General features: G+C 61.5%; 15 protein-coding genes. 5 read left to right on the plus strand and 10 right to left on the minus strand.

Translation table 11 applies throughout. The annotated features are described in order from the left end of the window. The first annotated feature begins 22 nt into the window (after window positions 1-22). Window positions 23-1,069, plus strand: coding sequence for a hypothetical protein (locus ACEN2R_RS07460; RefSeq protein ID WP_442040777.1), 1,047 nt, complete (start codon window positions 23-25; stop codon window positions 1,067-1,069). Here ACEN2R_RS07460 and ACEN2R_RS07465 read toward each other — a convergent pair. Genes ACEN2R_RS07465 through ACEN2R_RS07480 form a run of 4 tightly spaced genes read right to left on the minus strand, consistent with a single transcriptional unit; the run spans window position 1,066 to window position 5,202 of the window. Further along, window positions 1,066-3,207, minus strand: coding sequence for a molybdopterin-binding protein (locus ACEN2R_RS07465; protein ID WP_442040778.1), 2,142 nt, complete (start codon window positions 3,205-3,207; stop codon window positions 1,066-1,068). The two genes, ACEN2R_RS07460 and ACEN2R_RS07465, sit on opposite strands and share 4 nt — an antisense overlap. Continuing rightward, window positions 3,204-3,698: a molybdopterin-guanine dinucleotide biosynthesis protein B gene (gene mobB, locus ACEN2R_RS07470; protein WP_442040780.1), complete on the minus strand. Its 495-nt coding sequence runs from the start codon at window positions 3,696-3,698 to the stop codon at window positions 3,204-3,206. Before mobB ends, ACEN2R_RS07465 begins: the two co-directional genes overlap by 4 nt. After that, window positions 3,695-4,315, minus strand: a complete 621-nt coding sequence (gene mobA, locus ACEN2R_RS07475; protein ID WP_442040782.1) for a molybdenum cofactor guanylyltransferase MobA — start codon at window positions 4,313-4,315, stop codon at window positions 3,695-3,697. Before mobA ends, mobB begins: the two co-directional genes overlap by 4 nt. Further along, window positions 4,312-5,202, minus strand: a complete 891-nt coding sequence (locus tag ACEN2R_RS07480) for a formate dehydrogenase accessory sulfurtransferase FdhD (protein ID WP_442040784.1) — start codon at window positions 5,200-5,202, stop codon at window positions 4,312-4,314. The genes mobA and ACEN2R_RS07480 overlap by 4 nt, the downstream gene beginning before the upstream one ends. 53 nt (window positions 5,203-5,255) lie before the next feature. Between ACEN2R_RS07480 and ACEN2R_RS07485 the strand changes: the two genes are divergently transcribed. Both ACEN2R_RS07485 and ACEN2R_RS07490 read left to right on the plus strand, forming a co-directional pair. Then, window positions 5,256-5,966, plus strand: coding sequence for an AzlC family ABC transporter permease (locus ACEN2R_RS07485; RefSeq protein WP_442040786.1), 711 nt, complete (start codon window positions 5,256-5,258; stop codon window positions 5,964-5,966). Then, on the plus strand, window positions 5,963-6,292 hold the full coding sequence (locus tag ACEN2R_RS07490) for an AzlD domain-containing protein (RefSeq protein ID WP_442040788.1): 330 nt from the start codon (window positions 5,963-5,965) through the stop codon (window positions 6,290-6,292). Before ACEN2R_RS07485 ends, ACEN2R_RS07490 begins: the two co-directional genes overlap by 4 nt. A 6-nt stretch (window positions 6,293-6,298) precedes the next feature. Here ACEN2R_RS07490 and ACEN2R_RS07495 read toward each other — a convergent pair whose 3' ends face one another. From ACEN2R_RS07495 to ACEN2R_RS07510, 4 genes are all read right to left on the minus strand, one after another. Then, window positions 6,299-6,892, minus strand: coding sequence for a hypothetical protein (locus tag ACEN2R_RS07495; protein ID WP_442040790.1), 594 nt, complete (start codon window positions 6,890-6,892; stop codon window positions 6,299-6,301). Between the two features lie 62 nt (window positions 6,893-6,954). Next, complete coding sequence (locus tag ACEN2R_RS07500; RefSeq protein WP_442040792.1) at window positions 6,955-7,089, minus strand: aa3-type cytochrome c oxidase subunit IV; 135 nt, start codon at window positions 7,087-7,089, stop codon at window positions 6,955-6,957. A 119-nt stretch (window positions 7,090-7,208) separates the two neighbouring features. Continuing rightward, window positions 7,209-8,252, minus strand: coding sequence for an MBL fold metallo-hydrolase (locus ACEN2R_RS07505; protein ID WP_442040794.1), 1,044 nt, complete (start codon window positions 8,250-8,252; stop codon window positions 7,209-7,211). Further along, window positions 8,249-9,964 (minus strand): acyl-CoA dehydrogenase, encoded by a 1,716-nt coding sequence (locus ACEN2R_RS07510; RefSeq protein ID WP_442040796.1) that lies wholly within the window; start codon window positions 9,962-9,964, stop codon window positions 8,249-8,251. Before ACEN2R_RS07510 ends, ACEN2R_RS07505 begins: the two co-directional genes overlap by 4 nt. 114 nt (window positions 9,965-10,078) lie before the next feature. Here ACEN2R_RS07510 and ACEN2R_RS07515 point away from each other — a divergent pair, with 114 nt between their 5' ends. Then, entirely contained in the window at window positions 10,079-11,038 is a 960-nt protein-coding gene (locus ACEN2R_RS07515) for an L-threonylcarbamoyladenylate synthase (RefSeq protein ID WP_442040798.1), read from the plus strand. Here ACEN2R_RS07515 and ACEN2R_RS07520 read toward each other — a convergent pair. Next, window positions 11,035-11,610 (minus strand): YqgE/AlgH family protein, encoded by a 576-nt coding sequence (locus ACEN2R_RS07520; RefSeq protein ID WP_442040800.1) that lies wholly within the window; start codon window positions 11,608-11,610, stop codon window positions 11,035-11,037. The two genes, ACEN2R_RS07515 and ACEN2R_RS07520, sit on opposite strands and share 4 nt — an antisense overlap. 114 nt (window positions 11,611-11,724) lie before the next feature. On the opposite strand from ACEN2R_RS07520, the gene ACEN2R_RS07525 reads away from it, so the two are divergent. Continuing rightward, entirely contained in the window at window positions 11,725-12,555 is an 831-nt protein-coding gene (locus ACEN2R_RS07525) for a protein-disulfide reductase DsbD domain-containing protein (protein ID WP_442040802.1), read from the plus strand. Here ACEN2R_RS07525 and ACEN2R_RS07530 read toward each other — a convergent pair. Next, window positions 12,552-15,953 (minus strand): efflux RND transporter permease subunit, encoded by a 3,402-nt coding sequence (locus ACEN2R_RS07530; protein ID WP_442040804.1) that lies wholly within the window; start codon window positions 15,951-15,953, stop codon window positions 12,552-12,554. The genes ACEN2R_RS07525 and ACEN2R_RS07530 overlap by 4 nt on opposite strands. Between the last annotated feature and the right edge of the window lie 2 nt (window positions 15,954-15,955).

The raw sequence follows: 15,955 nt of genomic DNA on the forward strand, positions 1-15,955 counted from the left end.
AACAGATGCCGGGGCCAATCGCATGCCAGAACCGAAAACCGAAAAACCAATAGGCCTTGGGGTCTATGCCAAGCGCGGCGCGAATCCGTCGCGTATTTCGGCGACCGAAATCATCGCGATAGGGCTTAGCCTTGTCTGGTTGGCCCTGGTCGGCGGTTTCTTTGCGCTTTCGGGCGGCGAAGACGGATCGACAGAGGTCGACTCGCTTCAGTTCGTGATGACCGTGCTGGCGATATTCCTGCCGATCGCGATGATCTGGATTGCCACGACCGCCGCCAGAAACACCCGTGTCATGCGAGACGAATTCGCCCGCCTTCAAACCGCGATGGACGCCATGCGACACGCCTATGTGATCCAGCAACAGACTGCGGGAATGGGCGTGAAACCTTCGGTCGAAAAGAAACTGGACGAAATCGTTGCCGCGCAACGGCAAACCGAAACGGCGATTGCAACCTTCACCTCGTCCCGCGAGGCGGGGGGTGTGCTGAATTCGGCGATCAAGGCCGCTGTGGCGAAAACTGCCGGGCTTTCATCCCAAGCCGAAGGCGGCGAGCAGGGCAATCTGGCCTTGGGCACCCCGTCAGAGGCGCTGGCCGATCCGATCAGCGTCGCCGACTTTGTCCGCGCACTGAACTTTCCCGAAACCGCCGACGACGAGGAAGGCTTTCGCGCCCTGCGCCGCGCACTCAAGGACCGCGGTGTCGCCAAGCTGATACAGGCGGCACAGGATGTTCTGACCCTTCTTAGCGAGGACGGCATCTATATGGATGACATGCGCCCCGACCGCGCCCGCCCCGAGATCTGGCGCAATTTCGCCAAGGGCGAACGCGGTCGCACCGTCGCGGTTCTTGGCGGGGTCAGGGACCGGTCCAGTCTTGCGCTGACCGCCGGACGGATGCGCAAAGACCCGATCTTTCGGGACGCGGCGCACCATTTCCTGCGTCAGTTCGACAAGACCTTTTCCGAGTTCGAGGCAAACGCCAGCGACACTGAAATCGCATCGCTGTCGGACACGCGCACCGCGCGGGCCTTTATGTTGCTGGGGCGCGTCACCGGAACCTTCGACTAGATCCCGAAGCTGCCATAGGGGATGAACCGCACAGGGTCGCCAAGGGCAATATCGCGCGCGCCGTCTTCCAATTCGACCAGCCCCGTGGCCCAGGACAGGCCGGAAATCCGGCCAGATCCTTCGGATTTGAACACCTCGGCATGGCCTTGGGCCGTCAGCCTTGCCCGCAGAAACTCGCGGCGTCCCGCCTTTTTGCGTTTCGTGAACGCGGCGGGAACAGTGAACCCCATGGGCTGGGTCCAGGCGGCGCCTGCAAGCACCTGAAAGGCGGGGCGCGCGAATATCAACGTGCAAACAAGGGCGGCAACCGGATTACCGGGAAGGCCGAACACCGGCACGCCCCCCCAAAGACCCAGCGCCAATGGCCGCCCCGGCTTGACCGCAATGCGCCAGCTTTGCATCGCCCCCGCCTCGGTCAACAAGGCGCTGACATGGTCCTCGTCCCCCGACGACGCGCCGCCGGACGTCAGAATGACATCGGTCTGTTCCGCCGCAAGGTCCAGACGGTTCCGCAGTGCATCGCGGTTGTCCCCGACATGCCCCAGATCGACCGGCATAAATCCCCACCCTTCGGCCAGAGCCAAAAGCATGGGCCGGTTCGCATCATAGGTTTGCGCGGGGTCTGCCGTGCTGCCGACCGGCGCAATCTCGTCTCCGGTGGATAAAACCCCGACACGCAGAGGTTTTCGCACCTGAACCTGCGCCAACCCCGTGGCCGCCAAAAGCGCCAGATCGGGCGCGCGCAGGACATGCCCCGCCGTCAGGATCACTGCGTCCTTGTTCACATCCTCGCCCATGCTGCGGGTGTTGGCGCCCGCTTTGACCGGCCCCTCGAACGCGATGTGCCCTTCGGCGCATGTGACGTCTTCTTGCAATACAACGGTATCAACCCCCGCCGGAATAGCAGCCCCCGTCAGGATGCGGATCGCAAAGCCGTGCGGAACAACTCCTTGAAACGGCGCGCCAGCAGCCGCGCGGCCCGTCACCAACGGCAAGACCTGAGCCCCCGCGCCTGTCGTTTCATGCGCGAACCCGTAGCCATCAACGGCGGAATTCGCGGCGGGTGGGTTGGACCGCACGGCAACCGCATCGCGCGCCAGAACGCGGTGCAGCGCGGCGGATGTGTCGATCATCTCTGTTCCGACCACCGCCGTCAGGTTGTGTTTTAAAAGGGCAATCGCCTTATCAACGGGGGTCCAGTTGACACCGGCAGGCAAGGCGAAACAGTCGTTGCGCAGACGCGGCGGTTTCAGATCCGGCATGATCTGCGACCGGGCCGCGCGGATCAGATCCACCTCGTGCCCGGCGCCAAAAATCCACCCTTCTTCGGTCAGATCCGGCACATCCGGCACCCCGAACAACGCCCCCAACCCACCGTCCTTTTGCAGACGGGCAAAGGCCCCCGCCAAAAGACGCACCTGAAGATCATCCTTTACCGCAGCGCCGCTTTGCTCTTTCACCACAGGATCAATCAACGATGGATAGATTTCGGCGAACACAATCGGCGCATCTGTGGCGGTCTCGAACGGCCAAACGATAAGGTCTTTGCCAAAACGGCCCCGCAGCGCCTGAAGCCGCGGCAACCCAAGCAAAGCCTGCGAACCGACCGACCCGGTCGTGTAAAGCTTCCAGACCGGTTGCGCGCGGGGAACGGTCAATTCGACCTGCCGTCGCTCTGTCTGGCCGTGATCCCTGCGCTTTGACCCTTGTTCGGGAATATCGGCGGACTCTGTCGCGGGCTTTCCCCAGAACGGGCCAATCCCCGGCGACATCCGGTTCAGGGCGGCGGCCACCTGAAACCGGTTGTTCGTATTGTCTGCGGAATCGGCAATCGCACCGGCAAGCCAATCCCACAGCGAAAAGGCATCGGCACGGCCCGTCACATGCGCAGCAAAGCCCGCAGGATAACCGAACGGGAAATCAAAGCCCGCAAAGACCCTGCGCCCCTGCCTGCGCTCGTCCTCCAGCAACGCACCCAGTGTTACCGTCGCGTCGTGACGCGTGCGGTGATAGGTCGACGTGGGCGTCGCACCGTCCCGCACAACCCCGATCCATATCGCATCCGCCGAGGGTTTCACCGCAGAGGGCGCCCCCCGCGCCGACCAGTCCACCACAACGAATGTGTCGAATGGGGTCACAGGCCGACCTCTGCCAGAATGAAATCGGCAATCGCCAGCGTGTCGTTCAGGTCAAACACCGGCCGCCCGTGGCCCTCAATCGCGCAATCCGCAGCGATCGCGCGGATTGTCGGGTCGTCGGGTGCGATCAGGGCATTGCCGGTTTCCGCACGAAACGCCTCGACCTTCGGATGGGTATCACGTTTGTAGCCCTCGACCAGAACCAGATCGACGGGCGCAAGCATGCCCAGCAACTCTTCCAGTGTCTGCTCTGGCGCGCCGCGGGTCTCGTGCATCAGCGCCCATCGGTTCCGTGACGACAAAAGCACCTCTGTCGCGCCCGCCTTTCGGTGGCGATAGCTGTCCTTGCCGGGGTGATCCACGTCAAAGGAATGATGCGCGTGCTTGACGGTGGACACGGAATGTCCCCGCGCCGCTATCTCGGTCACCAGCCGTTCCATCAGGCCCGTTTTTCCGGCGTTCTTCCAGCCGACCACGCCATAAATCCTCATGTAGCGGCTCCTAAAAGTGCAGTGGCCCGATCCAGATCTTCGGGCGTATTGACGTTGAAGAACGGGTCAAAGCCGTCCACCGGAAACAGCGCCGTCGCCGCGCCATGGGCATCGGTCCATAGGACGACCTTGCGCAGGCCACCGGTCAGCGCGGCGCGCAAATCCTCGCGCAGCGCAACAGGCCAAAGCCCGAAGGTCGGGTGGCGGGACAGCCCCCGTTCGGGGTCCGGGGTGGCCGACAACGCGATTTCGCTGCCCGCCTGTTCAGCCGCCAGCAAAAGGCGCGGAACCAGATCGGGCGGAAAGAACGGCGTGTCGGCGGCGGCGGTCACGATGGCATCGGCCCCCTGCGCCGCCGCCCAGTCAAGCCCCGCCAGAACACCCGCCAAAGGCCCCGCAAACCCGTCCACGCTGTCCGCCAGAACGGGCAACCCGAACGGCGCGAATCGCGCCGGATCGCCATTCGCATTGATCGCAAGGTCGGCCACCTGCGGTTCCAGCCGGTCGATCACATGCTGCAACAAGGTCTGCCCGCCAAGGGTCAGCAGACCCTTGTCACCGCCGCCCATACGGGTCGCCTGCCCCCCGGCAAGGATTACGCCAAGGGGTTGCATCATTCTTCGCCCCCTTTGCGGCCGGATTTGCGGCCTTCGTGTTCCACCAACGCCGGATCGGCATCGCGGATCAAACGGTCCTCGCCCGCAAGGCAGACAAACCTTTGGCCTTTCATCCGGCCGATCAGGGTCAGGCCGACCTGCTGCGCGATCTCGACACCCCATGCCGTAAACCCCGACCGCGAGGCCAGCACAGGGATTCCCATCAGCGCCGTCTTGATCACCATCTCGGATGTCAGGCGACCTGTTGTGTACAGGATCTTGTCCTCGGCGGTGGCGCCTTCGTCCAGCATCCAGCCCGCGACCTTATCGACCGCATTGTGCCGCCCCACATCCTCCATATAGACCAAAGGCCGGTCCTGATGGCACAGCACAGTGCCGTGGATCGCGCCAGCCTCCAGATACAGGCTGGGTGTGCGGTTGATCTTGGCCGAAAGCGCGTAAAGCCACGAGGTGCGCACAGGGGTCGGGGGCAAGGTCAGCCCCTCCAGCCCTTCCATCATGTCGCCGAAGACAGTCCCGACCGCGCAGCCGCTGGTGCGGGTTTTCTTCTTCAGCTTTTCCTCGAACGTGGTTTTCCCGTTGGTGCGCACCACCACGGTTTCCACCTCTTCGTCATAGTCGACACCGGTGATGATCTCTCCGTCTTTCAGCATGCCCTGATTGCGCAGAAACCCAAGCGCCAGATAGCGGGGATAGTCGCCGATGGTCATCGCCGTCACGATTTCCTGCGAATTCAGGTAGATCGTCAAAGGCCGCTCCTCTACCACACTGATCTTTGTCGCGGCACCGTTCTGGTCCGTTCCCACGACCTTGCGCGTCAAGCGGACGGCCCCCGGATCAGGCGCAATCAAATAGTCGGACAGATCATCCCGTGTGGCCAATTGCATCCCTCCCGCGGATTGCCTAAACGTCTTACATAATCTCACATTAGGAACTTGCCATGGCATCCTCCACCCCGAAAACCGCATATTGGCAGGGTGTCCGCGATGGATCGCCGTTTCTTTTGGTCGTGGCCCCCTTTGCGCTGCTGTTCGGGGTGGTCGCAACAGAGGCTGGCCTGAACCTGACGCAGGTGATGGGGTTCAGTATCCTTGTCATCGCGGGCGCATCGCAGTTTGCCGCGATCCAGTTGATGGTCGACAATGCGCCGACCTTGATCGTGCTGGCAACCGCGCTGGCGGTCAATATGCGCATGGCGATGTATTCTGCCGCATTGACGCCCTATCTGGGGGCGGCCCCGATCTGGCAGCGGGCCTTGATGTCTTATTTTCTGGTGGATCAGACCTTTGCCGTGACCACCGTCAGATACGAGCGTCAGCCCGATATGCCCCTGCCCGAAAAGGTGGCCTATCTGTTCGGGGTCGTCACGCTGATCTGCCCGATGTGGTATGCACTGACCTTCGTCGGGGCGGTTGCGGGCACGCAGATTCCGCCTGAATTCGCGCTGGATTTCGCGGTGCCTATCACATTCCTTGCGATCATCGCACCGATGATGCGGACGCTCGCACATATCGCCGCAGCGCTGACCTCTATCGTGATTGCGTTGGGGTTGGCATTTCTGCCGTATAATATTGGCCTGCTGGTTGCCGCCGCTGTTGCGATGGCTGTTGGTGCGCAGGTCGAAGTCATGATGAAAAGGCGCACAGCTTGACCCTTAGCAGCTTCGAGATATGGACCATCATCATTGCGATGGGCATCGGCACATTCCTGATCCGGTTTTCATTTCTGGGGATGATTGGGAACCGCAAATTGCCGGAATGGGTGCTGCGTCATTTGCGTTACACGCCGGTCGCGATCATGCCCGGGCTTGTCGCGCCCCTGGTGCTTTGGCCCGCCGCAACCGATGGCGCACTGGACGCACCGCGCCTTGCCGCCGCCTGCATGACGCTGCTGGTCGGGATGCTGGCCAAGAACACATTGGCCGCAATTTTTGGCGGTGCGGTGACGCTATATTCTTTGATGTATCTGCTGGGATAGGTTCGGTTAAAGCTCGCCTGCCAGCTTGGCCTTATTGTTGTCGGCATCATTGTCGTAAACGGTGCGGGTGGTCACACCCGGTAACGTAGCAAATTCCGCCGCCAGCTTTTTGGGATAGAATGTGCCCCCGACCGACTCGAAGCCCGGCAGTTTACGCAGGATCGAAGAAATGCTGTTGGCGCATTGCGCTTGTCCGACCGCGCCATAGCTTTGAACGCTTTGCAGCGCCATCTCTGCCACCTCGGGAGAGACCTCAATCGTGTCGATCACCACGTGAAAGGTTTCGCGGGCGTGATAGTCGATATAGTAATTCAGAACGCGCGGCGACATCCCGTAGATGACGTCGTTCCGCTCGGGGAAGGTTCTGTGTTTGAAACTTCCGGCAGGGTCGAACAGCACCCGCTGGGAGCCGCTGACCATCAGCGCCGAATGCGCGCCCTGCTTGCTGCGGTTGTTGATCACGGTGAACAGAGTCAGGGCTGTCGGGCCGCTATCGCGATACATCGCTTGCCGGACTTCGACATCGGGGGCCCAGACGGACTCTGCCGTGCACGCTGCCATAAAGACGGGCAGGCAGAAAGCCAGCAGAATACGGCGCATATAAAAGCTCCCGACAGGGGGTTCAGAACAGGAAAAACGGGAATCTATGACGCCCGCTTTGATCAGCTGTTGAAGATCGCCATGAAAATCAGGGTCGCAATGATGATGACGACAGCTTTTGTCGTCATGCTGATGAACCCCTCAAAGGTCTTTTCCTGCGTCGTGGTATCCATCGAGCCGTGCTTGTATTCTGCCATCGGTCCATTCCTTATCAATAGCGTTCCTCTGTGGGATAAACGATTCCGGCAGGGCTGTCACGACCTAGAGACGGGGTCAGAATGGCGCAGGGCCGTCCTTTTTTGCCGAAATGTGGTTTCTACGCCTTTGCCTGCCATTCCCACGCGCCATCGGGTCGCATTTTGCGTGTCACGACACCGGATTGAAAAAGATGGGACAGATGCGCCACGGCCTCGACAAGGGCCAGACCGTATTCTGCCTCGCCGATCGGACGCTTGAACAGCGGCGGGAAACATTCGCCGCCCGTGGCGGGATGCGCCAGATGTTCCAGCAGCCGCGCCAAGGCGCCGTGGTGATTGTCGATCAACTGCCGCATGCGGGTCGGCAAGCCGGTAAAGGGCAATTTATGACCGCCCAGAACCAGATGATCCTCTCTGGCCAAGGGGGCTAACCTCTCGCAGGCCTCCAACCAGTCGGCGACGGGGTCTGCCTCCGGCTCGGTCGCATAAACGCCGATATTGGGCGAAATGGAGGGAAGGATCTGATCGCCCGCAATGACCAAGTTGTCATCGCGCGACCAGAATGTCGCGTGTTCCGGCGAATGGCCGTTGCCGATATGCACATCCCAATCGCGCCCGCCCATCCTGATCACGTCATCCTGCCGGATACGCCGGAACCCGAGCGGCATTTCGTAAACCACATCTGCAAAATTGAATGGTCGTTCCGTTTCACGTTTCGCATAAATCCCGGCATCCATGCCGCTGGCCCGCCAAAACGCCAGCGTCTCCTCTGCGGGGGTATCTTGCGTGTCCAACGTCAGCATCCGCGAAAACAGCCAAGCCGTTCGCGTGGTCCACAGATCGGCCCCGTGGATCGACTGGAACCATCCCGCCAAACCCATGTGGTCAGGGTGGTGGTGCGTCACGACAACACGCGATACGGGCTTACCCCCCAAAGGCCCCGCCAAAAGTGCCTCCCAGATCGCACGGGTTCTGGCCGCATTGAAACCCGTGTCGATCACCGTCCAGCTATCGCCTTCGTCCAGCGCGTAGACGTTGACATGGTCCAGCTTCATCGGCAGCGGCAGGCGCATCCAAAGAACGCCTTCTGCGACTTCGATCGCTTCGCCCTCGGCGGGGGGCGTCTCGAACGGATATCTAATGCCGGTTGCCGTGTCTTTCATGACATCAGATCGTCAAGCGTTACGGCGTAAAGCTCTGCCGCGCCCTCGCGGACATGGGTCAAAAGGGCGGCGTGTTCCGGCAGAAGACGCTTGATAAAGAACCGCGCAAGATTGGTGCGCGGCCCTGTGCCACCTTCGGCTTTGGCCGCCATCAGATGGGCATGCGCGCCCAACACACGGGCATAGGCCCGCAAATAGGGAACCGCCCCCGCGAAGCGGTTGTTCAGATCGCTTTGCGCCACCAGCCACTCGGTGGTTTCGCGCAGGGTTTCGGCCGCCGACCATACCGCCGTTGCCATATTCGGGAACTGGCCGCGCGCCGCCTCTGCCCCCGCCTCGATCTCTTCCAGAATACGGTAGGCGGCTTCACCCCCATCCATCAGCTTGCGCGCGACAAGGTCCATCGCCTGAATGCCGTTGGTGCCTTCGTAAATCGCGGTGACCCGCACATCGCGCAGATATTGCGATGCGCCCGTTTCCTCGATGAAGCCCATGCCGCCATGCACCTGCACCCCGGTATTGGCCACATCCACGCCGACATCGGTTCCGTATGCCTTGGAAATCGGCGTCAAAAACGCGGCGCGGGCGTGCCAATCGGCGTCGCCCGTCGCACGGGCCATATCAATGGCAACCGCACAAGACAGCGCAATGGACCGCGCCGCGAAAATCTCGGACTTCATCGTGGCCAGCATGCGCCGCACATCGGCGTGGTCGGCAATGCTGCCCGCCCCCGCAACAGGTGTTTTGCCTTGCTTGCGGTCCATCGCGTAGGCAAGCGCGTGTTGATACGCCCCTTCTGCCGCACCGATCCCCTGCACCCCGACCCCAAGCCGCGCGTTGTTCATCATTGTGAACATCGCCTTCATCCCCGCATGGGGCGCGCCGATCAGCCAGCCTTTCGCACCGTCATATTGCATCACCGCCGTCGGAGACCCGTGCAGCCCCATCTTGTGCTCCAGGCTGACAACCTTCAGCGTATTGGCGACACCGGCGTTGCCATCGGCGTCCGGCAACCGCTTTGGCACCATGAACAGGCTGATCCCCTTGGTGCCGTCCGCCCCGTCGGGCAGGCGGGCCAGCACCAGATGGCAGACATTGTCGGTAAAGTCGTTGTCGGCCCAGCTGATGTAAATCTTTTGACCGGTGATCGCGTAGGTTCCGTCGCCGTTCGGCTCTGCCTTGGTCCGCAACGCGCCCACATCCGATCCCGCCTGCGGTTCGGTCAGGTTCATCGTTCCGCACCATTCGCCGGAAATCAGTTTCGGGATGTATAGCTCTTTGATCTCGTCACTTGCGTGATGTTCCAGTGCCTCTATCTGGCCCTGCGTCATCAGCGGGTTCAGCTGCAACGACAGGCAGGCCGACGACATCATCTCGTTCACCGCGGTGGTCAGCGCGATGGGCAGGCCCATGCCGCCATGGGTGGCATCCGCGCTCATTCCGATCCATCCGCCTTCGGCAATCGCGGCATAGCCCCCGTCAAAACCCGGCGACGTGCGCACAACGCCATTTTCCAGCACGGCGGGATACAAATCGCCGCTGCGTTGCAGGGGGGCAAGGACCTCTTCACACAGCTTGCCCGCCTCGAACAGAATCGCATCGCGTAAATCATTGGTCGCATCTGCGAAAAGTTCGGTTGCAACAACTTGGTCGAGACCGACAATATGGTCGAAAATAAACTGAAAATCATTGATCGGAGCGCGATATGGCATTTTTGCCTCCCTCAAACGCGGCTTGGCAGCGGACCAAGGCGCGGGTATGTCATTTTAATATGACCCCAACCTAGTCAATAGGCCCGCCCCTTCAACAGGAACGCAGCGTCAGAAATGCAAAGCTTGCAAACACTTGCCTTGGGCACCGCGCCCACGGACATCGAAAAAGCCGCACAGATCCTGTCGGATGGCGGGCTTGTCGCCTTTCCGACCGAAACTGTTTACGGCCTTGGCGGCGATGCACGCAACGATCTGGCGGTCGCGCGGATCTTTGACGCCAAGGGGCGGCCAAGGTTCAATCCGCTGATCATTCACCTGCCAACCCTCGGCGCCGCCAGACAATTCGCACAGTTCACCGACACAGCCGAACGGCTTGCCGCCGCATTCTGGCCCGGACCATTGACCCTTGTCCTGCCGTTGAAACAGGGCCACGGGCTATCGCCGCTTGTCACCGCCGATCTGTCGACGGTCGCCATCCGCGTGCCGGCCCATAGGGTCGCTCAGGCGGTGTTGACCGCGTTCGGCGGTCCGGTCGCAGCTCCTTCGGCCAACCTTTCCGGCAAGATCAGCCCGACCAGCGCCGCGCATGTCGCAGCAGGCCTGACGGGGCGCATCGATGCCATCGTTGATGGCGGCGATTGTGCGGTGGGGCTGGAATCCACAATCATCGGGCTGGATGGCGCGCCGACGCTGTTGCGCGCCGGTGGCGTTCCGGCAGAGGCGATAGAGGCCTGCCTTGGCCATACATTGCAGCGCGGCGGTGACGGCCCGAAACCCAATGCCCCGGGACAGCTTGCCTCGCATTACGCGCCGGGTGCCAAGGTGCGCCTGAATGCGTCGGGAAAAGAAAAGGGCGAGGTTCTGCTTGGCTTTGGCCCCTGCGAAGGTGCGGACCTGAACCTATCGCCTGCGGGTGATCTGGTAGAGGCGGCGGCGAACCTGTTCGGCCACCTTCACCGGCTGGATGCGCTGAACGCGGACACCATCGCGGTTTCGCCCATTCCCGAGACCGGCCTTGGCCGTGCGATCAACGACAGACTGCGACGCGCAGCGGCCCCCAGACCCTGCCCTTAGGCATGGCCCGCCGAAGGCGAAAGCGTCAGCGGATCGACCCCCAGAGATTTCAGCGCCGCGCCCCACTTGGACCCGCTATCCCTGGCAAAAACGATTTCGGGACTGGCGTCACAGGTCAGCCAGCCGTTGCGCTGGATTTCACCCTCTAGCTGCCCGGGGCCCCAACCACTGTATCCCAGCGCCATCAAGGACGACTCAGGCCCGGCCCCGCGTGCGATATCCTGCAGAATATCCAGTGTTGCGGTCATCCCGAACCGGTCATCCACCTTCATCGTCGACCGATTGGCGGCATAATCAGAGGTATGCAGCACAAATCCCCTGCCGTGTTCGACGGGACCACCAAAGTATATTTGCGTTCCTTTTGCCCCGTCACCAGCGGGAATCTTCAGCTGTTTCAACAAATCTTCGAATTTCAGGTCAAGCGATGGCTTGTTGATGATCAACCCCATCCCGCCTTCAGGCGAATGGGCGCACATATAGATCACGCTGTGCTCAAACCGCTGATCCCCCATGCCAGGCATGGCGATCAACAGCTTTCCAGAGAAATCGCCGGTTTCTGTCTTTGTGCTCATGCGGTCAACAAGACCAAGGAGAGGCGCAAGACGCAAGGGGAAGAAACAAGAGTTGTCACAGATGTCGCCCAAATGTGATTTCTCATTGGCGAAGCTGTGCCTATTGTCGGCGCAATGAACACAAAGTTTATCACATCCTGCGCCCTTGCCGCGTCCCTGTTTTTGGCTAGCCATGCACCCGCACTGGCCAAGTCCGGCGTTCTGGTCATTGATGACGTCGTTTCGGTGCGTATCCTGAACGGCTGGCGCACGGACCGCGGCACCCATATGGCCGCGATCGAGGTGCGGTTGGCGGATGGCTGGAAAACCTATTGGCGGGCGCCCGGCGACGGGGGCATTCCCCCGCGGTTCAACTGGTCCGGGTCCACCAATCTGGCCAATGTGGACCTTCACTGGCCGCGCCCCGACGCGTTTCATCTCAACGGAATGCTCAGCATCGGTTATCATGACGCGGTCATCATCCCGATAGAGCTGTCGCCCGCGACAAAAGGGCAACCGATCTCCGTCAGCGGCGAAATCGACATGGGCGTGTGCGATGATATCTGCGTTCCGGTTACGGTTCATGTCACAGCCGAACTGCCTGCGGACCAAACCACCACCGATCCCGCGATCCTTGGCGCGCTAAAGCTTGCCCCCGCAAACGCCAAGGCAGGCGGCGTGACCTCTGCCACCTGCGCCGTTTCCCCCATTTCGGATGGTATGCGGGTCACCGCGACAATCGACATGCCCGCCCTTGATGGCGAAGAAATCGCGGTATTCGAGCTTGCAGGCCAACAGGTCTGGATCGACGAGGCCAAGACGACGCGGGCAGGTCGACACCTTACGGCAACCACAGATGTCGTGCCCTCGGCGTCGGGGCCGTTCCTGCTCAACCGCTCTGATCTGCGGATCACGGTTCTTGGTAAAACGCGGGCCGTGGATATTCGCGGCTGTCCGGCGGGCTAAACCGGCGGGCGCGTCGCGCGGGTTATCATCGCCCCGACACCGTAGCTGACAAGCGCCAGGATCGCGGTTCCCACAACGAACAGCCCAAAGGCGACCGGCATGACCGGCGCCGCAGCCAAGCCCGGAACCAACACCGACAAGAATGCGGGCAATGACGCATAGACAATCGCATGCCCCAGCGTTGCGGCAAAAACCGCCGCCACCCCAAGGCCAAGACCCATGGCGGACAAACCGACAACCCGCCCCCGTTTTGGCGCGCCGAACGCACGGCGGGCAGAGACAACCTGTTTGGCAACATCGCCCTGCATCGCCAAAAGCGCCGGAACCACCAACAGCACCAGCACCATGCCGAACCCAAGGCCGTAAACCAGGGTCACGACGGTCGGCTTGAGGAACTGCGCCTGCGACGAGGTTTCGTACAACAACGGCGCCAGACCAAGAACGGTGGTCAACGTCGTTAGCAGAACAGGGCGCAAACGGTCTGATACACCGTCGATAATCGCCGGAATCATCCCGCGATCCTGCGCGTATTCGTCGATTGTGCCCACCAGAACGATAGAGTCGTTGATGATAATGCCCGTCATCCCGATCATGCCCACAACGGAAAACAGCGATACCGGAATATCCCAGGCCATATGGCCATAAACGGTGCCGACCAACCCGAACGGGATAATCGCCATGACCACAACGGGCCGCGTCCAGCTGGAGAAAATCCATGCCAGCGTCAGGTAAATTCCGATCAGGCACAGACCGAAGCCAAGGGAGGCGTCGGTCAGGAACGCGTTCTCCTGCTCTGACAGTCCGGCCAATTTATAGGCAACGCCAAAATTGCTGGCGATGTCCGGCAGGATCACCTGCTCCAGCCGGGTCATGATCTCTGTCGCGCGGGCGGGATCGTCCTCGGACACATCGCCGGTGACAGAGACAAGCCGCAGACCGTTTTCCCGTTGCACCGTTGAAAACCCGGATCGCGTTTCGACCGTCACGATATCGGCAAGCGGCACATATTGGCCCGCCGTCGTCCGCATCATTGTCCGGTCAAGAAAGTCCGCCGTCAGTTCGTCCTTTGGCAGTTCAACGCGGATCGCGGCAGATCTTGCGCCATCGGGATAGGTGGCTGCCTCGATCCCGCTAAGACGGTTCCGCAAAACACGGCCCAGCCCGTCGATGGTAAACCCAAGCGCCTGTCCCTGTTGCGTCAGGTCCAGAATCAGTTCCGATTTATCGTAGGCCAGACTGTCCTCCAGCCCCGAAACCTCGCCGAATTGCGCCATGGCCGTTTTCAACGCCTCGGCGGCGGCTTTCAGCGTTTCGGCGTCTGCCCCGTAAAACTCAACGTTCAGCGCATCGCCGCCGGGGCCGGACCTGAACCCCCGGAAACTGACCTCCTCGGCCAGGGGATGGTTGACCACACTCTCTTGCAGATCGGACACAAAGGTTGATGATGAATAGGGGCGCAGATCGGCCTCGATCAACTCGACCGCGATAGACCCCAGCAATTCGGCGTCCTTGTTCTCGGCGCTTGCCAGCGCGCGCCCGGTGTTGCCGCCAACCTGCGCCAGCACATAGACCAACGGATTGACGCCATACTCTGCCTCGTATCTCGCCCCCAGCGCCTCGGTTGCCCGCTGCATCTCGTGCATCATCGCCAGAGTATCGGCGCGGGTGGCCCCCGGTGCCATCGAGAAGTTCCCCGAGACAGAGCTTTCCTCTGGCGAGTTGAAGAACCGCCACTGGACATCGCCGCTGATAAAGGCCGACACCTGCATCGCGAGCAGCAGGATCGCGGCTGCGAAAACCGGATAGCGCGCCCGCACGATCACCGCCATCACCTTGCGGAACACCCCGTCCCGGAACCAGCCAAAGCCCTTGTTCACCTGACGGCTTGGCCAGTCATACCAATGTTCTTTGGTCGAATGGGTCAACGCGTGTGACAGATGGTTCGGCAGGATCAAAAAACATTCGACCAACGACGCGATCAGCACCACGATCACGGTGAACGGAATATCCGCGATCAGGCTGCCGAACCGCCCGCCAACCGCGACCAGACCGAAAAAGGCGATCACGGTCGTTATGGTCGAGGAAAACACAGGGGCCGCCATGCGCCGCGCCGCGTTTTCGGCGGCCTGCACAGCGCCTTCTTTTAGCCGCCTGAACCGGAAATCGGCATGTTCGCCCACCACGATCGCATCATCCACGACGATGCCAAGCGTGATGATCAGCGCGAACAAAGAGATCATGTTCAGCGTCAGCCCCGCCAGATACATGATCGCAATCGCGGTCAGCATGGCCACGGGAATACCTGCGGCGACCCAGAACGCAATCCGCGCATTCAGGAACAAAAACAGCAGCATAACCACCAGACCAAGCCCCATTAGCCCGTTGTCCAACAGGATATTCAGGCGGCCGGTGATCTGTTCGGCACGGGTGCGGATCAGATCGACGCGAACCCCTGCGGGCAGCGTTTCCAGCAAATCCCGCGCGACCGTTTCGACCTGCCGCTGAATGTCAATCGCATCCCCCTTGTCAGACCGGTCAACCCGTATGGAAATCGCCGGATCGGTCCCGACGAAATAGGCCGCGTCCCGGTCGACCCCCATGATCTGGATACGTGCCAGTTCGCCCACGGTCAGTGTCGATCCATCCGCATTGGATCGCAGAACGATGCCGGCAATGTCGCTGGCGCTGCGCTTGGCGATGCCTGTCCGCACGCGGGCCGCACCACCGCCCAGATCACCGGCGGGATCGGCCGCCGCCTGTTCGGCGATGGCGGCAGAAATCTCTGCCATGCTGATGTCGTTCTTTATCAACGCGGCAGAGGGAACTTCGATGATCGTCTCGGGCGACGCCACCCCGCGAATGGTCGTCCTTGTGACACCCGCCGCAAAAAGCCGCGTCACGAATTCATCGGCAAACCGCCCCAGCTGATCCACGCCAACGGGTCCGGTAATGACCACATCGGTCACACGGTCGCGCCAGTTGCCGCGCCGGACGTTGGCGTCTTCGGCGTCCTCGGGCAAGTTGGAAATGGCATCGACAACGGTCTGCACATCGGTCGCCGCGCGCGCCATGTCCCAGCCCGGTTCGAACTCCAGCGTAATCCGCGCACTGCCCTCGCTTGACCGGCTGCTGGAGCTTTCGACGCCTTCAACCCCCAAAAGAGCCGGCTCCATCAGCTGTGCGATCGCGGTGTCGACATCCTCGGCGCCCGCGCCCTTCCAAGCGACGGACACGGTGATATTGTCGATCACCACATCGGGAAAATATTGCGCGCGCATCCGCGGGAACGCCAAAAGCCCCGCCGCAATCAGGATCACCAAAAGCAGGTTCGCCGCCGTGCTGTGCCGGGTAAAATAGGACAGCAAGCCCTGCGCCGCCGGGGGAACCTCGCGCGCCATGG

Origin of the sequence: Pseudogemmobacter sp. W21_MBD1_M6 (genome assembly GCF_052119585.1) — a bacterium.
GTDB lineage: Bacteria > Pseudomonadota > Alphaproteobacteria > Rhodobacterales > Rhodobacteraceae > JBGQOJ01.

Coding starts and splice junctions, on each gene's coding strand:
- ACEN2R_RS07525 (WP_442040802.1), top strand. CDS start 11,725: ATGAACACAAAGTTTATCACATCCTGCGCCCTTGCCGCGTCCCTGTTT.
- ACEN2R_RS07460 (WP_442040777.1), top strand. CDS start 23: ATGCCAGAACCGAAAACCGAAAAACCAATAGGCCTTGGGGTCTATGCC.
- ACEN2R_RS07480 (WP_442040784.1), bottom strand. CDS start 5,202: ATGCAATTGGCCACACGGGATGATCTGTCCGACTATTTGATTGCGCCT.
- ACEN2R_RS07515 (WP_442040798.1), top strand. CDS start 10,079: ATGCAAAGCTTGCAAACACTTGCCTTGGGCACCGCGCCCACGGACATC.
- mobA (WP_442040782.1), bottom strand. CDS start 4,315: ATGATGCAACCCCTTGGCGTAATCCTTGCCGGGGGGCAGGCGACCCGT.
- ACEN2R_RS07510 (WP_442040796.1), bottom strand. CDS start 9,964: ATGCCATATCGCGCTCCGATCAATGATTTTCAGTTTATTTTCGACCAT.
- ACEN2R_RS07530 (WP_442040804.1), bottom strand. CDS start 15,953: ATGGCGCGCGAGGTTCCCCCGGCGGCGCAGGGCTTGCTGTCCTATTTT.
- ACEN2R_RS07495 (WP_442040790.1), bottom strand. CDS start 6,892: ATGCGCCGTATTCTGCTGGCTTTCTGCCTGCCCGTCTTTATGGCAGCG.
- mobB (WP_442040780.1), bottom strand. CDS start 3,698: ATGAGGATTTATGGCGTGGTCGGCTGGAAGAACGCCGGAAAAACGGGC.
- ACEN2R_RS07505 (WP_442040794.1), bottom strand. CDS start 8,252: ATGAAAGACACGGCAACCGGCATTAGATATCCGTTCGAGACGCCCCCC.
- ACEN2R_RS07500 (WP_442040792.1), bottom strand. CDS start 7,089: ATGGCAGAATACAAGCACGGCTCGATGGATACCACGACGCAGGAAAAG.
- ACEN2R_RS07485 (WP_442040786.1), top strand. CDS start 5,256: ATGGCATCCTCCACCCCGAAAACCGCATATTGGCAGGGTGTCCGCGAT.
- ACEN2R_RS07520 (WP_442040800.1), bottom strand. CDS start 11,610: ATGAGCACAAAGACAGAAACCGGCGATTTCTCTGGAAAGCTGTTGATC.